The sequence below is a fragment of the Xanthomonas campestris pv. phormiicola genome, from assembly GCA_025666215.1.
GTDB lineage: Bacteria > Pseudomonadota > Gammaproteobacteria > Xanthomonadales > Xanthomonadaceae > Xanthomonas_A > Xanthomonas_A campestris_A.
The window spans coordinates 5,101,499-5,125,303 of sequence record CP102593.1; the positions used below are offsets into that span (position 1 = coordinate 5,101,499).

Below are 23,805 nucleotides of genomic sequence, written 5' to 3' on the forward strand. Positions count from 1 at the left end.
GGGGATGACATGGCGACAAAGAAGACAGGTGATGGAAATGCGGCGCTTCTAGATCTGAAGGTCGCGAGTAGGCTTTTGGACCTACTGGCAACAGACAACGACTTTCGCAAGCTCTTCAAGAAGGATCCCCGAGCCGCACTTGTGACAGCGGGCTATCGACAGGATGCCGAAGAACTCGACCGGCTATCGGAGTGCTGCAAGGTGCACCGCATCGCTCCCAAGAGGCACATCATCAAGTCAAGGGAAGCTCTCCTTGAACTGATGACATCTGGTATGTCACAAAACCCCATTCACTTGAACATCGAGAGCAACGCGCCCCGCCGCCCACGCAAACCATGAGGAAGCTCGGAAGGCTTCCAACTCGCGTCGAAAGCATGCAACTGCTCTTCAGCAAGCTTTTGCTGCCCCGATGAGGCAAGCAGCTCTGCTGCCAACAAGTGCCCAAGAGTGGTGTCAACCACATTGAGTGCTTGTTGGCACCAGCCACAACCGAGTTCGCTGTAGGCGAAACCCCGATGATTCGTTAGCCACCGTGCTTCGTTCAGCGCCTTGACGCTATCGCCTTCCAGCGCATAGGCCCGAGCCAACACTTCGTGGAGTCTAAACGGCTCACTGCCATCTTTGCGTGCCTCTAAGATTCGAATGGCTTGACCGGGATCTCCCCCCAATATCTCCTCACCTGCCTCCAAAATTGCATACAAGGGCACAACGAGAACATTATTCTTTAGGTCTGCCCTTTGTTCCAGTTTGCTAATAATTCTTTGAGCGATCCGCCGATCACCCAAACGCTGAGCCATGATGCCTGCGGAAATCGCCGCATAGGTATCGTCTACGGCGTCTGCCTTCACATCCGAAACCACAGCAGCGTCGATCGCGCGCACTGACAGATCATTCAGAACACGCAGTGCGGCACGATCATCGCCTGACATCCATTTGGCCACCGCAAGCGGATACAGCGCAGCTCGGCCTCGCAGCGAATCGGGCTTTACTGAACGGACAATATTTTCGGCTGCGGATTCTGCATCTTCCCACTGCCCTTGGTCGAGCAGCAGCGTGACCTTATCGAATGGCACGCTCTTACGATCGTCCATGCCATCCAGCAACGAAGTTGCCTCTTTAAAATTACGCTGTGCAGCGCTGGTATTCCCCAGCCGAATACTTGCGGATGTTCCTTGCTTCGCACCCGCCTTCAGCAGCGCCGCTCTGGCGTCAGCATAGCGATCCAGCGCAAGATACATACGCCCCATCAAATCCCACGACAGACCAGAGAACTCATACTTCGGCGACACGGAAACCGCTGCAGACTCCAATCCCTGCTTGAAGCGGTTTCGAGCGTACAGAGCGTAACCAGCGTTGGCAGAGGCCTGAAAGAAACTTGGATACATTGCGGCCATCTGCTGCCACTTCTCGAGCGCTTGCTGGGGGGCATCCATCTCCGCCGCCCAGGCATCCAGGTACATCTGGTCACGCGGGGCGAGATTTGAGCGCAGCTGCAAGGCCTTGCGCAGATATTGTTCTCCGCCCTTGAGGTCGCTTACCGCGTTGTGCGCCCGTAGCTGCCCTATATAAGCAAGAGCGAAACTAGGATCAAGCTCCACAGCATGCGCATAGAACTCCTGCGCCTTACCGTACTCGCTACGATCGTAGGCTTTTTGCCCCAAGGCATATGAGCGCAACGCATCGAGGTCTTTGGTCGTGACTTGCGGCAAAGGAGCTGAATTTTTCTCGATCGAGGCAAATGCCTCACCGAGTTTTCCACGCAAACCAGCAGTCACTTTATCGATAGACGTAAGCGCCGAGTGGATACCACTGCCATCCACGGATTCGGAGTAGACGGTTGTCTGCGTGTGGGGATCGATTACCTCTGCACTAATGCGGACACGGCCGCCGACCTCCGAAACAGTGGGAAGGATCACTGCCCGCGCTCCGTCACGGATTGCAATCTCCGATGCCACCGCTCTATCCAGTAGCGTCTCGGGATTGCGCCGCATGCGTACTAGCGTGTCGCGTGTCTTCATGTCCGACAGCAAATTTACATAACGCGATTGCTCTAGGCTGATCCGAAATGCCTGCTCCAGTGAGTCGTCGAGAACCGTTTCGCCGGTCAGATTCCGCAGATCCCCCACCACCACCCAGTCGCGCTCGGCGAAAGCGATGGCCGGTTGCGGGCGGGTGACGAACCAGGCACCGACCGCGATCGCGGCGATCAGGCCGATCTCTGCCAGCAACGCCGCCGGCCGCCGCCACAGCGGAATATCCCGCCATGCCTTCGGCGTCGGCTTCGGTGCGCGCAGCGGGGTGTTGCCGATCTCGCCGACTTCGTAGATCTCCTGCGCGGTCGGCACGCCCTTGAAACGCCAGCGGCCGTGCGATTTCCACAGCAGGCGCTCGCCGCGCTCACCCAGTTCGCGCGCGGCGCGGTGGGTCAGCGACTCGGCCACCGCCGACAGCAGGATCTGCCCGGGCCGGGCCAGGGTCATCAGCCGCGCCGCGGTCGGCTTGGCCAGGCCCTCCACTTCCAGCGGCTTGGCGCCGACCTGCACTGCGGCGTCGCTGTTGCGCCAGGTCAGCACTTCGCCCACGTGCAGGCCGGCACGCACCTTCAATTCCACCTTGCGCTGCGTGCCCAGCTCGCGCAGGCCGCGGGCATAGTCCAGGGCGAAGCCGAGGCCGTCGATCGGCCGTTCGAACAGCAGCAGCAGGCCGTCGGAACGGTCGATCAGGCGCCCGCGCCAGCGCTGCTGCAGTTCCAGCACCAGCGAGTCGTGCAGCTTGAACAGTTCGGCGGCGTTGGCGTCGCCGAGCCGCTCCACCAACGCCATCGAATCGCACAGGTCGGTCAGCAGCAGGGTGCGGAGCTGCGGGACCTCGGGCTGCGGCGGGGGGGCGTCGTTCATGGGCAGCTCGAGGGCGCGCGTGCGCTCAGGTGGATGCGGAGGCGAGATCGTGCCAGTACAACCGGTTGCCGCCGAGGCGCTTGGCCTCGTACAGCGCGGCGTCGGCGTTGGCGTACCAGTCGTTCCAGTCGGACTGCGGGTCGACCCGGCTGATGCCGATACTGACCGGGCAAATGTGCGGCAGCGGATGCGGCACGCCGAGCAGGTTCTGCACGGTGGCGATCACGAACTCGCCGATGCGGCGCAGGTCTCCCACGTTGCCGGTGGACACCAGCAGGCAGAACTCGTCGCCGCCCAGGCGGCAGGCGATGTCGTCGCGGCCGGCGACGGAACGCAGGATGTTGGCGACGTTCTGCAGCACGCGGTCGCCGACCAGGTGGCCGTGCTCGTCGTTGATGTGCTTGAAGCGGTCGCAATCGATCAGCAGCAGGCCCGGCCCCGGCGAACGGCCATCGCGGCGGCATTCCTGCAGGCGCAGGATCAGGCCGCGGCGGTTGTGCAGGCCGGTCAGTTCGTCGGTGCGCACCAGTTCTTCGGTCTGGCTCAGCTGGTGGGTGGTGGTGTAGAGATTGTCCAGCGCCGCTTCCAGGTCGTGGTTGCGGCGGCGCAGCTGGCGGATCAGGGTCTGCTCGTTCATCACCACGCGCATGATGGTACGGCGCAGGAAGTAGGCGACCAGGCCCGGGTCGCGTTCCACCAGGCGCTGGAAGTCGTCGTGGTCCAGTTCGACCAGCACGCCGTCGCTGGCGGCGATCGCATCGGCGCTGCGCATGTGGCTGCCGATCAACAAGCCGAGTTCGCCGAAGAATTCGCCGTGGCCGAGATGCTTGACGACCAAGTCCTCGCCGAAATCCAGATCGATCACGCCGCTGTTGATCACGAACATGGCGCTGCCGCCGTCGCCGCGCCGGAACAGCACGTCGCCGGCACGCACCGTGCGCGAACGGCCGAACTCGGAGAACAGGCGCAATTCCGCGGCGGTCAGCACCGTCAGCTCATTGGGCTTGGGGGCGACCACAGCAACCGTCGGAATTGTCTCGCGTACATTGGACGCGGTGCTGTCGCAGCTCATCCAGCCCCCTACTGCTCTTGACGTCGCCCCTCACCTTGCGAACAGCATAACACCTGAATGAAACGCTCACGGCAAAGTCACATCCAATCTCGCGTGGACGGAGATGGCGAAAATGCCTGGATCGCACCGTCCCGGTCCCGTGCAGCGCCGTCGCCGCGCCCGTGCCTGGCGCAAGCCATACTGACGCAAGCCACAGCTGCCGCCTCGCCACCCTTGCCGGCGCCGGCGCAAAAAAAGCCCGGGCGAACCCGGGCTATCCGTCCCTCCCATGGGGATCGGCGAGCAACGGCTGCCCGGCTGCAGGTCAGGCGGCCTTTTCGCCGTGGAACTGCTCTTCTTCCGTCGAGCCCTTCAGTGCGGTGGTGGAGGACTGACCCTGCTGGATCGCCTGGGTCACCGCGTCGAAGTAGCCGGTACCGACCTCGCGCTGGTGCTTGACCGCGGTGAAGCCGCGCTCGGCGGCGGCGAACTCGGCCTCCTGCAACTCGACGAAGGCGCTCATCTGCCGGCGCGCGTAGCCGTGCGCCAGGTTAAACATCGAGTAGTTCAGCGCATGGAAGCCGGCCAGGGTGATGAACTGGAACTTGTAGCCGTAGCGGGCAATCTCCTTCTGGAACGTGGCGATGGTCGCGTCGTCCAGGTTCTTTTTCCAGTTGAAGCTCGGCGAGCAGTTGTAGGCCAGCAACTTGCCCGGGAACTTGGCGTGGATCGCCTCGGCGAACTGACGCGCGAACGCCAGGTCCGGCTTGCCGGTCTCGCACCAGATCAGGTCGGCATACGGGGCGTAGGCCAGGCCGCGGCTGATCGCCTGGTCCAGGCCCTTGTTGGTCTTGAAGAAGCCTTCGACGGTGCGCTCGCCGGTGGTGAACGGGCGGTCGTTGGGGTCGATGTCGCTGGTCACCAGGTCGGCGGCCTCGGCGTCGGTGCGCGCGACCAGCAGCGTCGGCACGCCCAGCACGTCGGCGGCCAGGCGCGCGGCGTTGAGCTTCTCGATCGCCTCGCGGGTCGGCACCAGCACCTTGCCGCCCATGTGCCCGCACTTCTTCACCGAGGCCAGCTGGTCCTCGAAGTGGACGCCGGCCGCGCCGGCCTCGATCATCGCCTTCATCAGCTCGAAGGCGTTGAGCACGCCGCCGAAACCGGCCTCGGCATCGGCCACGATCGGCTGCAGGAAGTCGATCTCGTCCTTGCCCTCGGCGTGGTGCAGCTGGTCGGCGCGCAGCAGCGTGTTGTTGATGCGCTTGACCACCGCCGGCACCGAATCGGCCGGGTACAGCGACTGGTCCGGGTACATCTGCCCGGCCAGGTTGGCGTCGGCGGCGACCTGCCAGCCGGACAGGTAGATCGCGTTGAGCCCGGCCTTGACCTGTTGCATCGCCTGGTTGCCGGTCAGCGCGCCCAACGCGTTGACGAAGTCCTTTTCGTGCAGGTACTTCCACAGCTTCTCGGCACCGAGCCGGGCCAGCGAATGCTCCACGTGCACGGTGCCGCGCAGGCGCACCACGTCGGCGGCGGTGTAGGTGCGGGTGATCCCGGCCCAGCGCGGATCGGTGTCCCAGGCATGCTGGATCTGTTCGGCGGTCTGCAACGTGGTGCTCATCTTGCGTTCTCCTCGGAATGGATACGGCGATGAAACGGTGAGGCGGTTTTACGGAGCGGCATCGGCGAAACCGGAATCCGCCGTTGCGAATCCCCAATCCCGAATCCCGAATCCCCGCAGTTCAATCAATCGATCATCTGGTAAGCCGGCAAGGTCAGGAATTCGGCCAAGTCCTCGCTACGGGTCAGCGTGTCCAGCAGCGCGATGGCGTCGTCCAGGCGATTGCCGCCGGGCAGCAGCGCGCGTTCGCCCAGGCGCGCCGGCAGCTGGCGCATGCAGGCGTCGAACAGCGCCAAGTCGATCGCGGTGCCGTCGTCCAGGTGCAGGCCGCCCACGTGCAGCCACTGCCACAACTGGCTGCGACTGATCTCGGCGGTGGCCGCGTCTTCCATCAGGTGGTGGATCGGCACGCAGCCGTTGCCGTCCAGCCACGCGGCCAGGTAGCGCACGCACACCTCGATGTTGCCCTCGAAACCGGCGCGGGTGATGCTGCCGGGGGACGGCGCGATCAGCGTGTCGCGGTCGGCCTGCACGTCTTCGCGCAGCAGCGTGTGCTGGTTCGGCGTGCGCATGTGCTCGTCGAAGATGGCGCGGGCGATCGGGATCAGCGCCGGATGCGCGACCCAGGTGCCGTCGTGGCCGGCGCTGACCTCGCGCAGCTTGTCCGCGCGCACCCGCGCCATCGCCTGCTCGTTGGCCGCCTCGTCGTGGCCGATCGGGATCTGCGCGGCCATGCCGCCCATCGCATGCGCGCCGCGGCGGTGGCAGGTGCGGATCAGCAGTTCCGAATATGCCTTCAGGAACGGCTGGGTCATGGTCACCTGGCCGCGCTCGGGCAGCACCCGGTCGGGGTGGCGGCGGAAGGTCTTCAGGTAGGAAAAGATATAGTCCCAGCGGCCGCAGTTCAGGCCGACGATGCGCTCGCGCAGCGCATGCAGGATCTCGTCCATCTCGAACACCGCCGGCAGCGTCTCGATCAGCACGGTGACCTTGATCTGGCCCTGCGGCAGGCCCAGCATCGCCTCGATGTGCGACAGCGCGGCCTCCCACAGCGCGGCCTCTTCCATCGACTGCAGCTTGGGCAGGTACAGGTAGGGGCCGCGGTCCTTGGCCTGCAGCGCGCGGCCGTTGTGGAAGGCGAACAGCGCCGCGTCGAACAGGCCGCCGGCCAGCGGCTGGCCATCGACCAGCACATGCTTCTCGTCCAGGTGCCAGCCGCGCGGGCGCACGATCAGCACCGCCTGCTCGTCGTAGGGCTTGAGCGCGTAGCGCTTGCCGGGGCTGCCGTCGCGCGCCGGCGGCGCGGTGAAGCTCAGGGTGCCGGCCACCGCCTCGGCCAGCGCGCGCTGGCCGGCGACCAGGTTGCGCCAGGTCGGCGCGGTCGAGTCCTCGAAGTCGGCCATGTACACCTTGGCGCCGGAGTTCAGCGCGTTGATGACCATCTTCGGATCGGTCGGGCCGGTGATCTCGACGCGGCGGTCCTGCAGCGCGGCCGGCAGCGGCGCCACGCGCCAGTCGCCGGCGCGGATCGCCTGGGTGTCGGCGCGGAAGTCCGGCAGGCCGCCGCCGTCGAACCAGGCCTGGCGTTCGCGGCGTGCCGCCAGCCGCGCCTGCCGCTCGGGTTCGATCGCCCGGTGCAGCGACACCAGCAAGGCCAGCGCCGCCGGCGGCAGCAGGGCGTCCTGGCCGGCCAGCGAGGCGGTCAGGGTGATGCCGGGGGTGGAGCGTTCGGCGGACGGGGATGAAGCGGCGAAGGCGGCGGCCGACATGGTGGGGTTCCTCGATGTTTCCGGGAGGCCACCGTGCTGCCGCAGCAAGTATTTGACAATACAGTTTTATCAATGCATTAAATAAGTACACCTTATAGTTGTCACATCATGGCCACGCGCGGTACCGCAACTCCGCGTTTTCCCTACAAATCCGACCGGCTGAAACCGCTGCGCGCGTTCTGCCAGACGGTGCGTCTGGGCTCGGTCTCACGGGCTGCCGAGGCGCTGTTCGTCAGCCAGCCGGCGGTGACCCTGCAGTTGCAGGCGCTGGAGCGCGAACTGGGCGTGGTGCTGCTGGAGCGCAGCGGACGGCGCCTGATCCCCAGCCGCGAGGGCCAGCTGCTGTACGAAATGGCGCAGCCGCTGGTGGAAAGCCTGGACCGGCTGGAGGCCGATTTCCGCGAGAAGGCGCGCGGGCTGGACGCCGGCGAACTGAACATCGCCGCCAACAGCTCCACCATCCTGTACCTGCTGCCGAAGATCGTGGAGAACTTCCGCGCGCGCCACCCGGACGTGCGCCTGACCCTGCACAACGCGATCAGCGCCGACGGCACCGAGCTGCTGCGCGAGGACGCGGTGGACCTGGCGGTGGGCTCGATGCTCGACGTGCCGGCCGACCTCAGCTACGCGCCGGTGTACCGCTTCGAGCAGTTGCTGATCGCCCCGCGCGACCACCCGCTGGCGAACACGCCCACGCTCACCCTGCACGACCTGTCGCCGTATCCGCTGATCCTGCCGCCCAAGCGCCAGGTGACCTACCGCCTGGTCGACCTGGTGTTCCAGCAGGCGCGGGTGCCGTACACGGTGGCGCTGGAAGTGGGCGGCTGGGAAGTGATCAAGCAGTACGTGGCGATGGGCATGGGCATCTCCATCGTCAGCTCGATCTGCGTCACCGAGGCCGACCGCGGCAAGCTGGCCACGCGCTCGCTGGGCGACTATTTCCCGTCGCGCAGCTACGGCGTGGTGGTGCGCAAGGGCAAGTACCTGTCGCCGCAGGCGCGCGCCTTCATCGAACTGATCCAGCCGGACCTGTTCCCCGCGCGCGGCTACGACGAGAGCGGGCCGTCGGAGCGTTGAACTGCGCCGTCGAGGCGCATCCGCATTGCAGTCTCTCGGGTCGGAGCGACGATGCTGCGCGCAGGGTGTTGCAGCAACGCGCGCGCTCTACGGCCCGACTCCCCCGAAGGATCGAGACAGGGTTGCCGGCCGTGCTTGCCCGCCGCCATCGGCAGCGGCTGACGGGCGCGCCACCAGCGTCATAGACTAGCCGGACACGGCGACCCCCCGTCCGCGCCAAGCGCGGCAGGCCGGCAGTCGAGGGGAACCGGGCAGACGAACGCGCACAGCGCGGCCGTCCCGACATACACGCTGACGCGATCCGACCGAAGGACTGAGGCGATGAACCCAACCACGCTGTTGCTGGTGCAGTTGGCGGTGATCCTCGGCGCCGCGCGCCTGTGTGGCATGCTGCTGCAGCGCATCAGCCAGCCGCCGGTGATCGGCGAAATGGCCGCCGGACTGTTGCTCGGGCCGATCGCATTCGGCGCATGGCTGCCGCAGCTGCACGGCGCCTTGTTCGCCTCCGCCAGCCTACCGCCGCTGTCCGGCCTGGCCAACATCGGCGTGGTGCTTTTCATGTTCATCGTCGGCGTGGAGCTGCGCGCGCCGGAAGGCACCAAGGCGCAGGTGCGCTCGTCGGTGACGGTCGGCGTGTCCGGCATCGCGTTGCCGTTGCTGCTCGGCGTGGCCGCGGCGCCGTGGCTGTATCCGCGCTTCGCGCCGCACGGCATCGGCTTCTGGCCGTTCGCGCTGTTCATCGCCGCGGCGATGTCGGTCACCGCGTTTCCGGTGCTGGCGCGGATCCTCAAGGACCGCAACATGACGCGCACGCCGGCCGGCCGGCTGGCGCTGGGCGCGGCGGTGATCGACGACGCGACGGTGTGGATTTTTCTGGCAGTGGTGCTGACCCTGACCGGCGGCAACGCGCACGGCGGCGTCGGCTTCACCGCGGTCGGCGCGCTGGCCCTGATCGCCGTGGTGTTCGGCGCGCTGCGTCCGCTCTATGCGCGCCTGCTGAGGCCCCGCGTCGGCGACGGCCGCTATGCTTCGACCGCGCTGGTATGGGTGCTGATCGGCCTGCTGGCGTGTGCGGCCGCGGCCGAATGGATCGGCCTGCATGCCATCTTCGGCGCATTCCTGTTCGGCATCTGCCTGCCGCGCGAGGACCGCCTGCTGGAACACCTGGCCGGGCGCATCGAGCCGCTGGCGATCACCTTGCTGATGCCGGTGCTGTTCGCGGTCGCCGGCCAGGCCACCAGCCCCAGCGTCTTCGCCGGCGCCGGCCTCGCCGGCTTCGTGCTGGTGGTCGGCGTGGCGGTGCTCGGCAAGCTGGTCGGCTGCACCCTGGGCGCACGCCTGAGCGGCCACGACTGGCGCGACAGCCTGACCGTGGGCTCGCTGATGAACGCGCGCGGCCTGATGGAACTGGTGGTGATCAAGATCGGCCTGGACAGCGGCGTGATCGGCCCGGACCTGTTCACCCTGCTGTTCGGGATGACCCTGGTCACCACGCTGATGGCCTCGCCGATGGTGGCGTGGTTCCACCGGGAGCGACACGCGTCCGGCGCCGACGCGCTGGACGCGGGCCACTCCCATCGCTGAGCGACGCGCGGCATGCGCGAAGGACGCACAACGCCATAGGGCAGCGGCGCATGCCGTAATGTGCGACGCATCGCCGACCGTTCGATGACCAGCGCCTTGCCCCTGTCTTCCCGCTACGCCGAAATCGACGCGCCGCCGGCGTTGCGCGATCGCCTGCGCTGCAGCTGGCGCTTTCGCCAGGGCGATGCCGATCCGCTGCCGACGCAGGTACTGCCGGATGGCTGCGTGGACCTGATCTGGGACGGACGCGTCCTGTTCGTGGCCGGGCCGGACCGCGGCGCCAGCAGCGTGGCGCTGACGCCGGGCAGCCTGCTGAGCGGGGTGCGCCTGGCCGCCGGCGCGGGCGCCAGCCTGCTCGGCGTGCCGCTGCATGCCGTCGCCGACCAACGCGTCGCGCTGGACGCGTTGTGGGGCGGCCGCGGCCGCGCCTGGCAAACGCGGCTCGAAGACAGCACCGAACCGCTGGCGTTGCTGCATGCGCTATGCGCCAGCCGTCCACTCGTGGCGGACCAGCCGATGGCCTGGGTGTTCGCGCAACTGGCCGGCGACGATGCGCCGCGCATGACCGAACTCACGCGCAGCCTGGGCATCAGCGAACGCTCGCTGCGGCGCCGCTGCCAGGACGCGTTCGGTTACGGCGCCAAGACCCTGGAACGCATCCTGCGCCTGCAGCGCTTCCTGCGCATCGCCCGCGGCCACGCCACGCTGACCGCGGCGGCATTGGAGGCCGGCTACGGCGACGCCCCACACCTGGTCCGCGACAGCCGCCAGCTAACCGGCCTCAGCCCGCGCGACCTGGTGCAGCAGCACGCGCGCTGAGCTGGCCGTTTTCGCCAAGCCGGCAGCGGCGCCGCGATGGATACTGGCGGCCCTTTCCACGGAGCCCGCCATGAGCCGCGCCGACCAGCAGCACCGCATCGACTACCTGGAATTCGCCGTCGCCTCGATCGCCGCGGCCAAGGCCTTCTACGGCCAGGCCTTCGACTGGACCTTCCAGGACTACGGTCCGGACTACTGCGAATTCCGCGACGGCCGCCTCACCGGCGGCTTCTTCCACGGCACCGCGCAACCCGGCGGCGCACTGGTGGTGCTGTACTCCAACGACCTGGCCGACACCCAGGCGCGCATCGAAGCCGCCGGCGGCCGCATCGTCCGCCCGCTGTTCGAATTCCCCGGCGGTCGCCGCTTCCATTTCGCCGACCAGGACGGTTACGAGCTGGCTGTGTGGTCGGAAGGCTGACGGCTGGACAACACTGCGGCGCAGAGGCCGCTGCGCGTTTGCGGCACCGCCGCCGATCGTCAACCGCGTAATGGCGCAACAGCACGCCGCACGCACACCGCACTCAGTCGCGGGCGTAGTGCCGCAAGAACATGTCCGCCGCCGACTCCGCCACCTGCGCCTGCTGCGCGGCGCTCAATGCCGGCTGGCCCATGGCGATCTGCGGCCAGAACGCGAAGCCCTTGACCAGGCCTTGCAGCTGCTGCGAGGCGAATTCCGGATCCAGCGGCTGCAGGCGGCCGTCGGCCAGGGCCGCGCGGATCCACACCGTGGTGCCCTCTTCCTTGCTGCCCAGTTGCGCGATCAGTTCGCGGGCGCGCTCGGGCGAGTGCACGCCCTGGGCGATGGCCACGCGCGACAGGTCGACGAAGGCCGGATCGTCGAGCAGCCGCAGCTTCTGCTGCAGCAGTTGTAGCAGTTGCTCACGCAACGGCCGGTCGGCGCGATACGGCACGTCGAGCGTGTCCGCGCTGCGCTGCCATAGCCCGCGCAGGATCTCGGCGAACAAGGCGTCCTTGCTCGGGAAGTGGTTGTAGACGGTGCGCTTGGACACGCCGGCGCTGGCGGCGACGCGGTCCATGCTGGTGGCGTCGAAGCCCTGGCTGCGGAACTCGGCGATCGCCGCCTCCAGGATGGCCTGGCGCTTGCGCTCGGTCAGGCGCACCGGGGCCGGCGCGGGGGCGGAGGGACTGGACATGTGGACATTTTACACCGGGCGGTTTACTTTTCTCCAAAGGAAACTACACTGTGTAGTGTAATTTCTTGCCGGCACCCGTCCCGGGGCCGCCTGTCCCCCACCCTGTTGGAATGCCACCGTGCTCGCCTCCGCCCGCCAGATGCCCCGCAGTTCGTCGCCCCACGCGGCTTCGCCCCAGTTCCGCCATGGGCGTTTCCGCAATACGGTTCCCACCGCGACCAGCGCATTGGGGTTTTTCCCGACGCTGCGGCTGATGTGGGAGTTCCTGTTCAACAAACCGGCGCACACCGTGCCGCCGCGACCGCTGCCGGTGCTGCCGCTGACCCGCGCGCAGTTGCTGGCCGCGCCGGACCATAGCCTGTTCCGGCTCGGCCACTCCACGGTGCTGATGAAGCTGCGCGGCGGCTTCTGGCTGACCGACCCGGTGTTCTCCGAGCGCGCCTCGCCGTTCTCCTTCGCCGGCCCCAAGCGCTTCCATGCGCCGCCGATCGCACTGGACGATCTGCCGCCGATCGCCGGGGTGATCCTGTCGCACAACCACTACGACCATCTGGACCGCGCCACCATCGCCCGCCTGGCCGACCGCGTCGGCGTGTTCGTGACGCCGCTGGGCGTGGGCGATCTGCTGCTGCGCTGGGGCGTGGACCCGGCCAAGGTGCGGCAGCTGGACTGGTGGCAATCGACCACGATGGACGGGGTGACGCTGACCGCGACGCCGTCGCAGCATTTCTCCGGGCGCGGGCTGTTCGACAGCGGCCGCTCGCTGTGGTGCTCGTGGGCGATCCAGGACCACGCGCTGAAGATCTTCTTCAGCGGCGACAGCGGCTACTTCGACGGCTTCAAGGCGATCGGCCAGCGGCTCGGTCCGTTCGACCTGACCTTGATGGAAACCGGCGCCTACGACCCGCAGTGGCCGCACGTGCACATGCAGCCGGAGCAGAGCCTGCAGGCGCACCTGGACGTACGCGGGCGCACGCTGCTGCCGATCCACAACGGCACCTTCGACCTGGCCCTGCATGCCTGGCACGAACCGTTCGAGCGCATCGTCGCGTTGGCCGTCGCGGCCGGGGTGACGCTGGCGACGCCGCGCATGGGCGAGCGGGTGGACCTGAGCGCGCCGGTCGCCGGCGACCGCTGGTGGCGCACGCTGGACGAGGTTCCTGCGGCGGCGCGATGAGGCGTTGCGTTGCAGGCGCGGCGACCGCGGGCGCTGGCCCGCGCGCAGCCGCACGCTGACACCGCGTGGCGGCCGCGCACTGCGGCCGACACGCCATGCACTGCGACTACAGGCGCGACCACTCCAGGCCTACGCCGCGGCGGTAGTACACCGCCAGCGCCTGGCCGTAGACGCTGTCGGCGTCGACGAAGCCGAAGTAGCGGCCGTCCAGGCTGTCGCCGCGATGGTCGCCGACCGCCAGCAGCTTGCCGGGCGGCACGCGCACGTCGTACAGGTCAGGGCCGCCGCCGGCATCCAGGTCCAGCTGCGCGATGCGCTCGCCGAACCGTTCCTTGTCGCCATCGCTGCCGATCTGCAGCGGCTGGCCGTTGATCGACAGGTGGCCGCCGCGCAGGTCGACGCGATCGCCGGCCACCGCCACCACGCGCTTGATCAGGCGGGTACCGTCGCGCGGCGAATCGAACACCGCCACGTCGCCGCGCTGCGGATGGCCGCGCTCAAGCACCCGCCATTCGGTGAACGGCACGCGCAGGCCGTAGGCGCTCATGTCCACGGCGACGCGGTCGCCGGGTTGCAGGGTCGGCTGCATCGAGCCGCTCGGGACCACGTAGTGGTTGGCGAACGAGGAACGCGCGGCGGTCAGCAACAGCAGCATGACCGCGATCGGCAGCAGTTCCTTGCGCGTCCAGCGCGCGGCGCGGTGCAGGCGGGAGTCTTGCGGGTCGGTCGAGGTCATGCGACACCTGTGGGATTCGGGCGGGAGCGCATCGCGGCGCGATGCCATGGCGACAGTGCGCGCGTGGCCGCGTGGCCTGCCAGTGACGGAAGGCATGGGCGGCGGTTCCGGCGCCGCGAGTCGGGCGCGGAGGGGTTCTGTCGGGGCTGAAACCTCTCCTGCAGTGCACCCAGCAGGCAATCGCATGCTCTCCCTGTAAGAGCGGCTCCGGGGGCCTCAGACCATCGGTCGCGGCACGGCGCCGGTGGGCGGCCGGCTTGGGAAACCATGACGCTCGAAACGCGCTTGCTCGCGGCTGCGGATGAGGTCGGGGCTGAAGCCCCTCCTACAGGGTCGCCGCCACCGTTTCGCATCCGCCGCAACGAAAAACGGGATGGCCGTTGGGCCATCCCGTTCTCGATCACCGCTGGCGGCGAAGCGCGACTCAGTCCTTCAGGCCGCGGTTCTCCAGCAGCGGTTCGACGCTGGGATCCTTGCCGCGGAAATCGCGGTACAGGGTGGCCAGGTCGACGGTGTTGCCGCGCGAGAGGATCTTGGCGCGGAAGATGTCGCCGTTCTTGCGCGACAGGCCGCCGTTCTCCTTGAACCATTCGAACGCGTCGTCGTCGAGCACTTCCGACCAGAAGTAGGCGTAGTAGCCGGCCGAGTAGCCGCCGCCCCAGATGTGGTCGAAATAGGTGCTGCGGTAGCGCGGCGGCACTTCGGCCACGTCCACCTTGAACTTCTTCAGCGCGTCGGCTTCGAACTTGTCCACGTCCTGCAGCGGCGCGTCGGCCGGCTGGGTGTGCCAGGCCAGGTCGAGCAGCGCCGCCGACAGGTACTCGGTGGTCGCGTAGCCCTGGTTGAAGGTGCGCGCCTTCTTGATCTTCTCCACCAGCTCGGCCGGCATCGCTTCGCCGGTCTTGTAGTGCTTGGCGTAGTGCGCGAACACCTTCGGATCCGAGGCCCAGTGCTCGTTGAACTGCGACGGGAACTCGACGAAGTCGCGCGAGGTCGCGGTGCCGGCGATCGACGGGTACTTCACCTTGGAGAACATGCCGTGCAGCGCGTGGCCGAACTCGTGGAACATGGTGGTGACGTCGTCGAAGCTGAGCAGCGCCGGCTGGCCGGGTGCGGGCTTGGTGAAGTTGCAGACGTTGTAGACCACCGGCTTGGCGCCGGTGAGGCCGTCCTGCTCGACGAACACGTCCATCCACGCGCCGCCGGACTTGCTGTCGCGCTTGTAGTAGTCGGTGTAGAACAGCGCCATCGAGGTGCCGTCCTGGTCGAACACTTCGTACACCTTCATGTCCGGGTTGTAGGTCGGAATGTCGGTGCGTTCCTTGAAGGTGATGCCGTACAGCTCGGTGGCGGCGTAGAACACGCCGTTCTTGAGCACGTTGTCCAGTTCGAAGTACGGCTTGATCTGCGATTCGTCCAGGTCGTACTTGGCCTTGCGCACCTGCTCGGCGTAGAAGTCCCAGTCGGAGGCGGCGAGCTTGAAGCCGCCCTTCTGCGCATCGATCACCTTCTGCATCTCGGCGATCTCGCTGCGCGCCTTGGCGGTGGCGGCCGGCACGGTGTCGGTGAGCAGCTTCAGCGCCGCGGCCGGGGTCTTGGCCATCTGGTCGCCCAGGCTGTAGGCGGCGTAGCTGTCGAAGCCGAGCAGCTTGGCCTTCTGCGCGCGCAGCTGGGCCAGGCGCTGGATGGTCTGGCGGGTGTCGTTGGCGTCGCCCTTCTCGGCGCGCGACTGCGAGGCGGCCATCACCTGGGTGCGCAGCGCGCGGTCCTTCAGCGAGGCCAGCACCGGCTGCTGGGTGGTGTTCTGCAGCGCCAGCAAATACTTGCCGTCGAGCTTGCGCGCCGCGGCGTCCTGCGCGGCCGAGGCGATGTCGCCCTCGGACAGGCCGTCGAGCTTGGCCTTGTCGTCCACCACCACCGCGCCGGCAGCGGTGGCCGCGACCAGCTTGGTGTGGAACTGGGTGGCCAGCGTGGTTTCCTCGACGTTGAGCTTGCGCAGCGTGGCCTTGTCGGCATCGGACAGCTGCGCGCCGGCGCGCACGAATTCCTCGTAGTCGCGCTCGACCAGGCGCTTCTGCTCCGGCTCCAGGTTCAGCGTGTCGCGCTGGTCGTAGATGGTCTTGATCCGCGCGAACAGCTTCGGGTCCAGGCTGATCTCGTCCTGGTGCGCGGCCAGCTTCGGCGCCACCGCTTCCTGGATCTTCTGGCGCTCGTCGTTGGTGTCGGCCTGGACCAGGCCGAAGAAGATCCGCTGGACCCGGCTCAGGGTCTGGCCGCTGCGCTCCATCGCCTCGATGGTATTGGCGAAGGTGGCCGGCTCGGCGTTGTCGGCGATCTTGCGGATCTCGGCCAGGTGCTGCTTCATGCCCTCCTCGAAGGCGGGCAGGTAGTCGGCGTCCTTGATCTTGTCGAACGGGGGCGCCTGGAACGGCAGCGTGCTGGCGCTCAACAGCGGATTGGCGGCGGCGGGAGCGGGGGACTGCGAAGCGGCGGGGGCGGCGGGCACGGGCGTGGACTCCTTACCGGAACAGGCGGCCAGCGCCAGGCTGATGGCGGCGGCCAGAACGACGGTACGCGACATGGGTGGAACTCCTGACAGGGACATGGTGGCGGGGCAGCCGCGCACGCTACGCGGTTTGCGCGGGGCGGGCATGTGCCATTGGATCTGGGGGTGGGCCCGTGGGTCAGGTTGGCGATGGCGGCAGCAGCGGCCTGGGTTGAAGGCTTGGCGCGTCGCGACTGAAGTCGCTCCCACAGTGGGCTTGGCCGACATGGCAGCAACAGCGAGGCTCCTTGTGGGAGCGACTTCAGTCGCGACGGGGCTTGCCCGGGAGACATGGTCCGGCTGGCGATCGCCAGCCGGCCGGCACATGGACTACAGCGCCCCGGGCAGCGGCAGCGCCTCGTCCTTGAAGATCGCCACGTGCGGCACGCCGTCGGCGCCGATCCAGCCGCGGTACATGCCCTCGGTGTTGAACGGGAAGGCGACGCTGCCGTCGGCGCCGAGCGCGATCGCGCCGCCGTCGCCGCCGGCCTTGGGGATCTGCTGGTCGATCACCGCCTCGGCCGCCTGCGCCAGGCTCTGCCCGGCGTACTTGACCCGCGCGCAGATGTCGTAGGCCGCCACCGCACGGATGTAGTACTCGCCCCAGCCGGTGCCGGACACCGCGCAGCGGCTGTCGGCATAGGTGCCGGCGCCGATGATCGGCGAATCGCCGACGCGGCCGTAGCGCTTGTTGGTCATGCCGCCGGTGGAGGTGCCCGCGGCCAGCCGGCCCTGCGTGTCCAGCGCCAGCGCGCCAACCGTGCCGAAGTGCCTGGCGGTCTCCAGGTCGGCGTGCGCCTGCTTGTTCGCCTCTTCCTTCAGCGCCTGCTGCAGCTGCTTCCAGCGCTTGTCGGTGCGGAAGTAGGACGGATCGACCAGGGTCACCCCGTGCTGGCGCGCGAACGCCTCGGCGCCGTCGCCGACCAGCATCACGTGCTCGGACTGGTCCATCACCGCGCGCGCCAGCTGGATCGGGTTCTTCACCCGATGCACGCCGGCCACCGCACCGGCCTTGCCGCTGGCGCCGTCCATGATCGCCGCGTCCAGTTCGTTGCGGCCGTCGTGGGTGAACACCGCGCCCTTGCCGGCGTTGAACTGCGGCGAATCCTCCAGCACCGCGATCGCCGCGGCGACCGCGTCCACCGCCGGCCTGCCCTGCGCCAGCAGCCCCTGCCCGGTGCGCAGGGCCGTTTCCATCGCCGCGCGCGCCTGCGCCAGGTCGGCGGCGCTGCTGCTGGCGCGCTCGACCCCGGCACCGCCGTGGATCACCAGGGTGGTGGCGGGAATCTCACGCATTTGCCCATCGCGCACCGCGTAGTAGCGATGGAACACCGGCGCATCGACCCGGCCGTCGGGCAGGTGCAGGGTGGAGCCGGGGCCGACACCGACGGTCTCGATGCGCGCGGCCTGCAGCGCTTGTCCGGCCGGCGTGGGCGGTTGCAGCGGGCCGGCGACCACGGTGGCGCCGGCGTGCGGATCGGTCGCGTAGACCCGTGCGCTGCCGTCGCCTTCCACCGCCACGGCGGCGCTCTCGTCCACGCCCAGGCCGATCAGCGGCTGCCCGGCCGGGGCCAGCGTCGCTGCCTTGGCGCGGAACGCGAACAGCCGGCCGAGCCGGTCGCGCTCCTTGAAGTGGGTGTCGGTGATGACGCGCTTGAGCAGGTCCAGGTGCAGGAAGTCGGTCTCGATGGTGGTGGCCGGCCCCAGCGGATCGGCCAGCGCCGGCGCGCTGGTCAGGCTGCCGCCGTCCATCGCCCCGTACAGGTACTCGCCGAGCATCGCCAGGCCGGCGCTGGTGCCGCCGAGCGGCTTGCCGGCGCGCAGGTGCGCGTCCAGCGCGGCGGCCACCGGCGTGCCCTTCCAGTAGCGCACGTAGCGCGACTGGTCGCCGCCGGCGATGAAGATGCCGTCGGCGCGGGCCAGGCTGCGCAGCAGCGCCGGATCGCTGGAGGCGCCGCGGCCGCTGAACACGAAGGTCTCCACCGAGGCCACGCCGCCGACATCGCGGTAGAACTCCTCGGCCACTTCGTTGCCTTGCGAGGCGCGCAGCACCACCACGTGGCCGTGCCCGGCCTTGGCCATGAACCAGCGCAGCGCATCGTAGTTGCGGTCGCCGCCGCCCATCAGCAGCAGCCCCGGCGCGACCGGGCCGGGCGTGGGCAGGGCCGGATCGCCGACCAGGTACTGGCGGTAGTCGCGCGCGGCGGCGGGCGCGGCCAGGCACAGGCCCAGCAATGCCACCAGCCAGGGCCGGAACGGGCCGACGGAACGGGTCATGCGGATCTCCTCGGGAGGCGGGACGGGAACCGGGCCTGCCGGCCCGTTGCAGACAGGGGACGAACGGCGGCGCGGTTTCCCTCCATGCCGTTGTGCCGCTTCGCAGCGGCGCGCAGGCGCTGCCACGCGGGCGGACGATCGGCTAATGTGGGATACATGCCCGCCTCCCTCGACGATTGGTTCGTCCACGAGATCCTCGTCCACGAGCAGGCGCTGAGCGGCTACCTGCGGCGCTGCTGGCCGCATCGCGAGGAATGGCACGACCTGCGCCAGGAGATCTACGTGCGCGTCTACGAGGCCGCCGGCAAGGCGCGGCCGAGCCTGCCCAAGTCGTTCCTGTTCGCCACCGCGCGGCACCTGATGACCGACCGGCTGCGCCGCAGCCGGGTGGTGTCGATCGAGGCAGTGGGTGATTTGGAGTCGCTGCACGTCCTGGTAGACGAGCTGTCGCCGGAACGCTGGTGCGGCGGGCGGCAGGTGCTGGGACGGCTGGCGGCCGCCTTCGACCGCCTGCCCGACCGCTGCCGCAGCGTGATCTGGCTGCGGCGGGTCGAGGAACTGTCGCAAAAGGAGGTGGCCGTGCGTCTGGGCATCAGCGAGAAGACCGTGGAAAAGCACGTGGCCAAGGGCATGCGCCTGCTGGCCGATCAGTTTCATGGCGGCGACGGCGCGCATGCGCCCGCGGCGCCGCGGCAGGCACGGGCACGGGATGGACAGCAGGCGGATTGAGTTGCGCGCGGCGGCCTGGCTGGCGCGCTGCGACCGCGGCGACTGGTCGCCGCAGCAGCAGGCGCGGCTGGACGCGTGGCTGGCGGCGGCCACCGCGCACCGGGTGGCGTTCCTGCGCCTGCAGGCGGCGTGGCAGCAGAGCGGGCGGCTGCAGGCGCTGGGCGCGGGCCAGCGCGACGGCCACATTCCGCCACGCGGCAGCTGGCGCGGGCTGGCAGGGAGCGACAGCGAAGCGAGCGGCAACGCGGCGGCCGCCGCTCCCGGCGCAGCGACCGACCTTGGCCAGCTGCGCTTCGCGCCGCGCCGGCCAGCGCGCGCGCGGCGGCGCTGGCCGCTGGCGCTGGCGGCGACGCTGCTGCTCGGCGCCATCCTCGGCCTGGGCTGGCGCCAATCGGCAACGGTGGCACCGGTCGCCTACGCCAGCGCCACCGGCCGCCTGCGCCCGCTGGCGCTGGCCGACGGCTCGCGCGCGACGCTGAGCAGCGACAGCCGCATCGACGTGGCGCTGTCGCGCGCGCAGCGGCATATCGACCTGCAGCGCGGGGAGGCGTTCTTCGAGGTCAGCAAGGATCCGGCGCGGCCGTTCGTGGTCGCCAGCGGCGCGCGCCGGGTGGTGGCGGTGGGCACGCGCTTCGCGGTGCGCCGCGATGCCGACGTGCTGCGCGTGGTGGTCACCGAAGGCACGGTGCGGCTGGAGTCGGCGGCGAACCCGCAGGCGCCGCCGACCCTGCTGCCGGCCGGCAGCATCGCCCTGGCCGGCCCGCACGGGGTGCTGGTGCGGCGGGTCGCGCTTGCCGAGGCCGAACGCGCGCTGGACTGGCGCAACGGCTATCTGACCTTCGACGATACCCCGCTGCAGGCCGCGGTGGCCGAGTTCAACCGCTACAACACGGTCAAGCTGCAGGTGGCCGATGCCGGCGCCGGCGCGCTGCGCGTGGGCGGCAATTTCCGCTGGTCCAATACCGAGGCGTTCGTGCGCCTGCTCGAGCAGGGCTTCCCGATCCGCGCCGAGCGCCGCGGCGACCAGGTGCTGTTGCACAGCCGCTGAGCGCTTCGATGCGCGGGCGTGCATCGCGGCAGGGGGGATTTGCGCAGGTCGTTCGTCCTGTCTAGCGGGGGCGTGGCCTTGCGCCTGTGTCAGGGGAGAAAACGCGATGCGATATCCGATGCGTGTGCTGCTGCTGAGCATGGCCTGTGCGACCGCCTGCGCGGCGCAGGCGCAAGCGGCGGCCGACGGCCAGGCCGCGGCCAGCCAGGTGAACATTCCCGCCGGCCCGCTGCGCGCGGCGCTGGAGGCGCTGGCGCGGCAATCCGGCGCGCAGCTGATCTACCGCGCCGACCAGCTCGACGGCGCGCGCAGCGCCGGCGCGCACGGCCCGCTGGACACCGCGCAGGCGCTGCAACGCGTGCTGCAGGGCAGCGGCTTCGTCGCCCAGCGCGATGCCTCCGGCGCCTGGCTGGTGCGGCGCCAGGAGCCGGCAGCGGCGGCGCCGCGCGCGCAGCCGGTGCGCGCCACCCGGCCTGCCGCCGCGCCCGCCGAGCCGGTCGCCGAGCTGCAGACGCTGCAGGTCACCGGCTCGCGCATCCCGCGTGCGCAACTGGAAGGGCCGGCGCCGATCAGCGTGATCAGCGCCGAACAGATCAAGGCCAACGGCTTCACCTCGGTGCCGGACGTGCTGCGCGCGATGACCCAGAACGGCGGCGAGACGCAGAGCCCGCAGTCGGCCAGCGGCGCCGACTTCTCGCCCGGCGCGCAGCAGGTGGACCTGCGCGGGCTCGGCCCCAACCACACCCTGGTGCTGGTCAACGGCCGCCGCATCGCCGACTTCCCGATGCCGTTCAAGGGCCGCAGCAACTTCACCGACATCTCCAACATCCCGCTGGGCATGATCGAGCGCATCGAGATCCTGACCGGCAGCGCCTCGGCGATCTACGGCTCGGACGCGATCTCCGGCGTGGTCAACTTCATCCTCAAGAAGCACGCCGACGGCACCACCCTGGACTATCGCTTCGGCACCACCAGCGGCGGCGGTGGCGACAACTTCAACCTGAGCCTCAGCAGCGGTTTCTCGCGCGGCGCGTTCGATGCGGTGTTCGGCGCAGAAGTGGAGACGCAGAACCCGTTGTGGGCCTACCAGCGCAGCCGCCAGGACAGCACCCTGGACGGCCCGACCGAGCGTTCGCAGGTGCCGCGCCGCACCTTCCTGCGCACCGACTACGACGACAACTACCTGGATCCGGGCGCGGCCACCTGCGCGGCGGTGTCCGGCCTCAACGGCGGCAGCACCGGCTACGCCTCGCGCCCGGGCTACGGCGCGTTCTGCGGCAGCAGCGGCTCGATCGGCTACGGCACCATCACCAACAGGCGCCGCGGCATCAACGCCTACGCCTCGCTCAACTACGCCTTCGACAGCGGCACCGAGTGGTTCGCCGACCTGCAGCTGGGCTACCACGAGCTGTCGCTGTACCGCGACGTGACCCAGTGGGGCTACATGGCCGCGGACGGCAACGAGGAAGGCTATTTCTACAACCAGGCCACCGACCAGATCGAGGCCTGGGGCCGCCAGTTCAGCCCCGAGGAAATGGGCGGGCTCGAGGCCGGCACCATCCGTACCCGGCAGAAGACCTTCAGCCTGACCACCGGCTTCAAGGGCAAGCTGGCCAGCGACTGGGACTACGAGGCCAGCCTCAGCCATTCGCAGTACCAGGCCACGATCAGCTGGCCGCAGATCGTCGCCGCGCGCGCCAATGCGCTGTTCCTCGGCCCGCAGCTGGGCGTGGACGACGATTCCGGCCTGCCGATCTTCAACGCGGACCCGCAGCGCCTGTACACGCCGCTGACCCGCGACGAGTACGACAGCATCGCCCAGCGCAGCGTGTACCAGCCGCGTTCGCGCACCGACACCGCGGCGTTCACCGTGACCAACCCCAGCCTGTTCGCGCTGCCCGGCGGCGACGCCGGGCTGTCGGCCACCGCCGAGTTCGGCAACCAGGGCTACGACCTGCGTCCGGATCCGCTGGCCACCCAGTACTACTACTACAGCTGGAAGGATTCCGACGGCCACGGCAGCCGCAACCGCTGGGCGCTGGCCAGCGAGCTGCGCCTGCCGGTGCTGTCGACGCTGGCGCTGAGCCTGGCCGGACGCTACGACCAGTACCGTTTCTCCGGCCGCACCCTGGGCAAGTTCACCTACAGCGGCGGGCTGGAATGGCGGCCGCTGGACACACTGCTGCTGCGCAGCTCCTACGGCACCGCGTTCCGCGCGCCGGACCTGCACTACATCTACGCCGGCGCCGGCAACGACGAGACCTCCGGCGTGGACTACTACCGCTGCGCCAGCGAAGAACCCGGCGTCGCGATCGAGGACTGCAGCTACAACGACGAGGCGATCATCCGCGGCCGCAGCGGCAACCGCAAACTGGACCCGGAAACCAGCACCTCGTGGACCGCCGGCTTCGTCTGGTCGCCGCGACCGGAGCTGGACGTGTCGGTGGACTACTTCGACATCGACATGCGCAACCAGGTGCAGGACCTGCGCGTGGACCAGGTGCTGCGCGACGAATCCGAGTGCCGGCTGGGCAACCTGGATGCGGCCTCGACCACCTGCCAGCAGGCGCTGGCGCGGGTCACCCGCAGCGCCGACGGCGACCTGTACGGGGTCTACGTCAACCCGATCAACATCGCCCGCGAGAGCACCAGCGGCATCGACCTCAGCACCCACTACCGGCTGGACACCGCGATCGGCACGTTCCGCTTCAGCGGCAGCTACACCTGGGTGCGCCGCCACGACATCCAGGTCTACGCCGGCGAAGCGATGGTGGACGAATTCGCGGTCAACAGCGGCTACGACATCCCGCGCAGCAAGGCCAGCGCCAGCGTGTCGTGGGAACGCAAGGCGTGGTCGGCGACGCTGCACGGCGAGCGCCTGGGCCGCCTGCCCAGTTCCGATTCCTACGACCAGGTCTACGACCCGGACAGCGGCGACAGCCCGTGGATCGGCGCCACCTACCGCTACAACGCCTCGGTGCAGTACCGCATCGGCGACCATGCGCAGCTGTCGCTGGCGGTGACCAACCTGTTCGACAAGATGCCGACGCGCGACCGCACCTACACGTCGTATCCGTACTACGACGTGTCCTGGTTCGACACCGTGGGCCGCAGCCTGTACCTGCAGTACACGCACAAGTTCGGCGGCAGCGCGCTGTAGCGGCGCAGTCGCTGGCACCGCGCGTGGCGCTTTTTCGACACTTTGCAGGTCGCGGCGACCTTGTGGGAGCGACTTCAGTCGCGACGGGCGTTACCGGTAGAGCCCGTCGCGACTGAAGTCGCTCCCACAGCACTGCGCGAGCTATGAGTTGCAGGTCG

At 68.8% G+C, this 23,805-nt stretch carries 16 protein-coding genes and 1 pseudogene; 8 read left to right on the forward strand and 9 right to left on the reverse strand.

Going from position 1 to position 23,805, the window contains the following annotated elements; genetic code table 11:
* Positions 1-290: 290 nt before the first annotated feature.
* The 4 genes from NRY95_21635 to aceB form a co-directional block, all read right to left on the reverse strand.
* The gene (locus tag NRY95_21635) at positions 291-2,897 is read right to left on the reverse strand and encodes a putative peptide modification system cyclase (GenBank protein UYC16244.1); all 2,607 of its coding nucleotides are present in this window, start codon (positions 2,895-2,897) and stop codon (positions 291-293) included.
* A gap of 25 nt (positions 2,898-2,922) precedes the next feature.
* Entirely contained in the window at positions 2,923-3,969 is a 1,047-nt protein-coding gene (locus tag NRY95_21640) for a GGDEF domain-containing protein (GenBank protein ID UYC16245.1), read from the reverse strand.
* A 304-nt stretch (positions 3,970-4,273) separates the two neighbouring features.
* A complete protein-coding gene (gene aceA / locus NRY95_21645; GenBank protein UYC16246.1) occupies positions 4,274-5,569 on the reverse strand; it encodes an isocitrate lyase in 1,296 nt (431 codons plus the stop codon).
* A gap of 125 nt (positions 5,570-5,694) precedes the next feature.
* Positions 5,695-7,338, reverse strand: a complete 1,644-nt coding sequence (gene aceB, locus NRY95_21650; GenBank protein UYC16247.1) for a malate synthase A — start codon at positions 7,336-7,338, stop codon at positions 5,695-5,697.
* 108 nt (positions 7,339-7,446) lie between these two features.
* Here aceB and NRY95_21655 point away from each other — a divergent pair, with 108 nt between their 5' ends.
* The 4 genes from NRY95_21655 to NRY95_21670 all read left to right on the forward strand — a co-directional run bounded on the left by NRY95_21655 (position 7,447) and on the right by NRY95_21670 (position 11,239).
* Positions 7,447-8,415 (forward strand): LysR family transcriptional regulator, encoded by a 969-nt coding sequence (locus tag NRY95_21655; protein UYC16248.1) that lies wholly within the window; start codon positions 7,447-7,449, stop codon positions 8,413-8,415.
* 321 nt (positions 8,416-8,736) lie between these two features.
* The gene (locus NRY95_21660) at positions 8,737-9,999 is read left to right on the forward strand and encodes a cation:proton antiporter (protein UYC16249.1); all 1,263 of its coding nucleotides are present in this window, start codon (positions 8,737-8,739) and stop codon (positions 9,997-9,999) included.
* 84 nt (positions 10,000-10,083) lie between these two features.
* Positions 10,084-10,818: a helix-turn-helix domain-containing protein gene (locus NRY95_21665; protein ID UYC16250.1), complete on the forward strand. Its 735-nt coding sequence runs from the start codon at positions 10,084-10,086 to the stop codon at positions 10,816-10,818.
* A 70-nt stretch (positions 10,819-10,888) separates the two neighbouring features.
* Complete coding sequence (locus NRY95_21670; GenBank protein ID UYC16251.1) at positions 10,889-11,239, forward strand: VOC family protein; 351 nt, start codon at positions 10,889-10,891, stop codon at positions 11,237-11,239.
* Between the two features lie 103 nt (positions 11,240-11,342).
* Here the strand turns inward: NRY95_21670 and NRY95_21675 are convergent, their stop codons facing one another.
* A complete protein-coding gene (locus tag NRY95_21675) occupies positions 11,343-11,975 on the reverse strand; it encodes a TetR/AcrR family transcriptional regulator (protein ID UYC16252.1) in 633 nt (210 codons plus the stop codon).
* Between the two features lie 139 nt (positions 11,976-12,114).
* On the opposite strand from NRY95_21675, the gene NRY95_21680 reads away from it, so the two are divergent.
* The gene (locus tag NRY95_21680) at positions 12,115-13,152 is read left to right on the forward strand and encodes an MBL fold metallo-hydrolase (GenBank protein ID UYC18661.1); all 1,038 of its coding nucleotides are present in this window, start codon (positions 12,115-12,117) and stop codon (positions 13,150-13,152) included.
* A gap of 106 nt (positions 13,153-13,258) precedes the next feature.
* Here the strand turns inward: NRY95_21680 and lepB are convergent, their stop codons facing one another.
* From lepB to NRY95_21700, 4 genes and pseudogenes are all read right to left on the reverse strand, one after another.
* A complete protein-coding gene (lepB, locus tag NRY95_21685) occupies positions 13,259-13,888 on the reverse strand; it encodes a signal peptidase I (protein UYC16253.1) in 630 nt (209 codons plus the stop codon).
* A gap of 424 nt (positions 13,889-14,312) precedes the next feature.
* Positions 14,313-16,469, reverse strand: a complete 2,157-nt coding sequence (dcp, locus tag NRY95_21690) for a peptidyl-dipeptidase Dcp (protein ID UYC16254.1) — start codon at positions 16,467-16,469, stop codon at positions 14,313-14,315.
* A 294-nt stretch (positions 16,470-16,763) separates the two neighbouring features.
* Positions 16,764-17,729, reverse strand: coding sequence for an isoaspartyl peptidase/L-asparaginase (locus NRY95_21695; protein UYC18662.1), 966 nt, complete (start codon positions 17,727-17,729; stop codon positions 16,764-16,766).
* Between the two features lie 264 nt (positions 17,730-17,993).
* Positions 17,994-18,515, reverse strand: a pseudogene (locus NRY95_21700) (cyanophycinase).
* Positions 18,516-18,794: 279 nt separating this feature from the next.
* Here NRY95_21700 and NRY95_21705 point away from each other — a divergent pair.
* The 3 genes from NRY95_21705 to NRY95_21715 all read left to right on the forward strand — a co-directional run bounded on the left by NRY95_21705 (position 18,795) and on the right by NRY95_21715 (position 23,647).
* Positions 18,795-19,439: a sigma-70 family RNA polymerase sigma factor gene (locus tag NRY95_21705; GenBank protein ID UYC16255.1), complete on the forward strand. Its 645-nt coding sequence runs from the start codon at positions 18,795-18,797 to the stop codon at positions 19,437-19,439.
* 1 nt (position 19,440) lies between these two features.
* The gene (locus NRY95_21710; GenBank protein ID UYC16256.1) at positions 19,441-20,487 is read left to right on the forward strand and encodes a FecR domain-containing protein; all 1,047 of its coding nucleotides are present in this window, start codon (positions 19,441-19,443) and stop codon (positions 20,485-20,487) included.
* Positions 20,488-20,605: 118 nt separating this feature from the next.
* Complete coding sequence (locus tag NRY95_21715) at positions 20,606-23,647, forward strand: TonB-dependent receptor (GenBank protein UYC16257.1); 3,042 nt, start codon at positions 20,606-20,608, stop codon at positions 23,645-23,647.
* Positions 23,648-23,805: the final 158 nt, after the last annotated feature.

Coding starts and splice junctions, on each gene's coding strand:
- NRY95_21675 (UYC16252.1), bottom strand. CDS start 11,975: ATGTCCAGTCCCTCCGCCCCCGCGCCGGCCCCGGTGCGCCTGACCGAG.
- NRY95_21695 (UYC18662.1), bottom strand. CDS start 17,729: ATGCGTGAGATTCCCGCCACCACCCTGGTGATCCACGGCGGTGCCGGG.
- NRY95_21715 (UYC16257.1), top strand. CDS start 20,606: ATGCGTGTGCTGCTGCTGAGCATGGCCTGTGCGACCGCCTGCGCGGCG.
- NRY95_21670 (UYC16251.1), top strand. CDS start 10,889: ATGAGCCGCGCCGACCAGCAGCACCGCATCGACTACCTGGAATTCGCC.
- NRY95_21635 (UYC16244.1), bottom strand. CDS start 2,897: ATGAACGACGCCCCCCCGCCGCAGCCCGAGGTCCCGCAGCTCCGCACC.
- NRY95_21665 (UYC16250.1), top strand. CDS start 10,084: ATGACCAGCGCCTTGCCCCTGTCTTCCCGCTACGCCGAAATCGACGCG.
- aceA (UYC16246.1), bottom strand. CDS start 5,569: ATGAGCACCACGTTGCAGACCGCCGAACAGATCCAGCATGCCTGGGAC.
- NRY95_21660 (UYC16249.1), top strand. CDS start 8,737: ATGAACCCAACCACGCTGTTGCTGGTGCAGTTGGCGGTGATCCTCGGC.
- NRY95_21680 (UYC18661.1), top strand. CDS start 12,115: ATGCCCCGCAGTTCGTCGCCCCACGCGGCTTCGCCCCAGTTCCGCCAT.
- aceB (UYC16247.1), bottom strand. CDS start 7,338: ATGTCGGCCGCCGCCTTCGCCGCTTCATCCCCGTCCGCCGAACGCTCC.
- NRY95_21655 (UYC16248.1), top strand. CDS start 7,447: ATGGCCACGCGCGGTACCGCAACTCCGCGTTTTCCCTACAAATCCGAC.
- NRY95_21640 (UYC16245.1), bottom strand. CDS start 3,969: ATGAGCTGCGACAGCACCGCGTCCAATGTACGCGAGACAATTCCGACG.
- lepB (UYC16253.1), bottom strand. CDS start 13,888: ATGACCTCGACCGACCCGCAAGACTCCCGCCTGCACCGCGCCGCGCGC.
- dcp (UYC16254.1), bottom strand. CDS start 16,469: ATGTCGCGTACCGTCGTTCTGGCCGCCGCCATCAGCCTGGCGCTGGCC.
- NRY95_21705 (UYC16255.1), top strand. CDS start 18,795: ATGCCGTTGTGCCGCTTCGCAGCGGCGCGCAGGCGCTGCCACGCGGGC.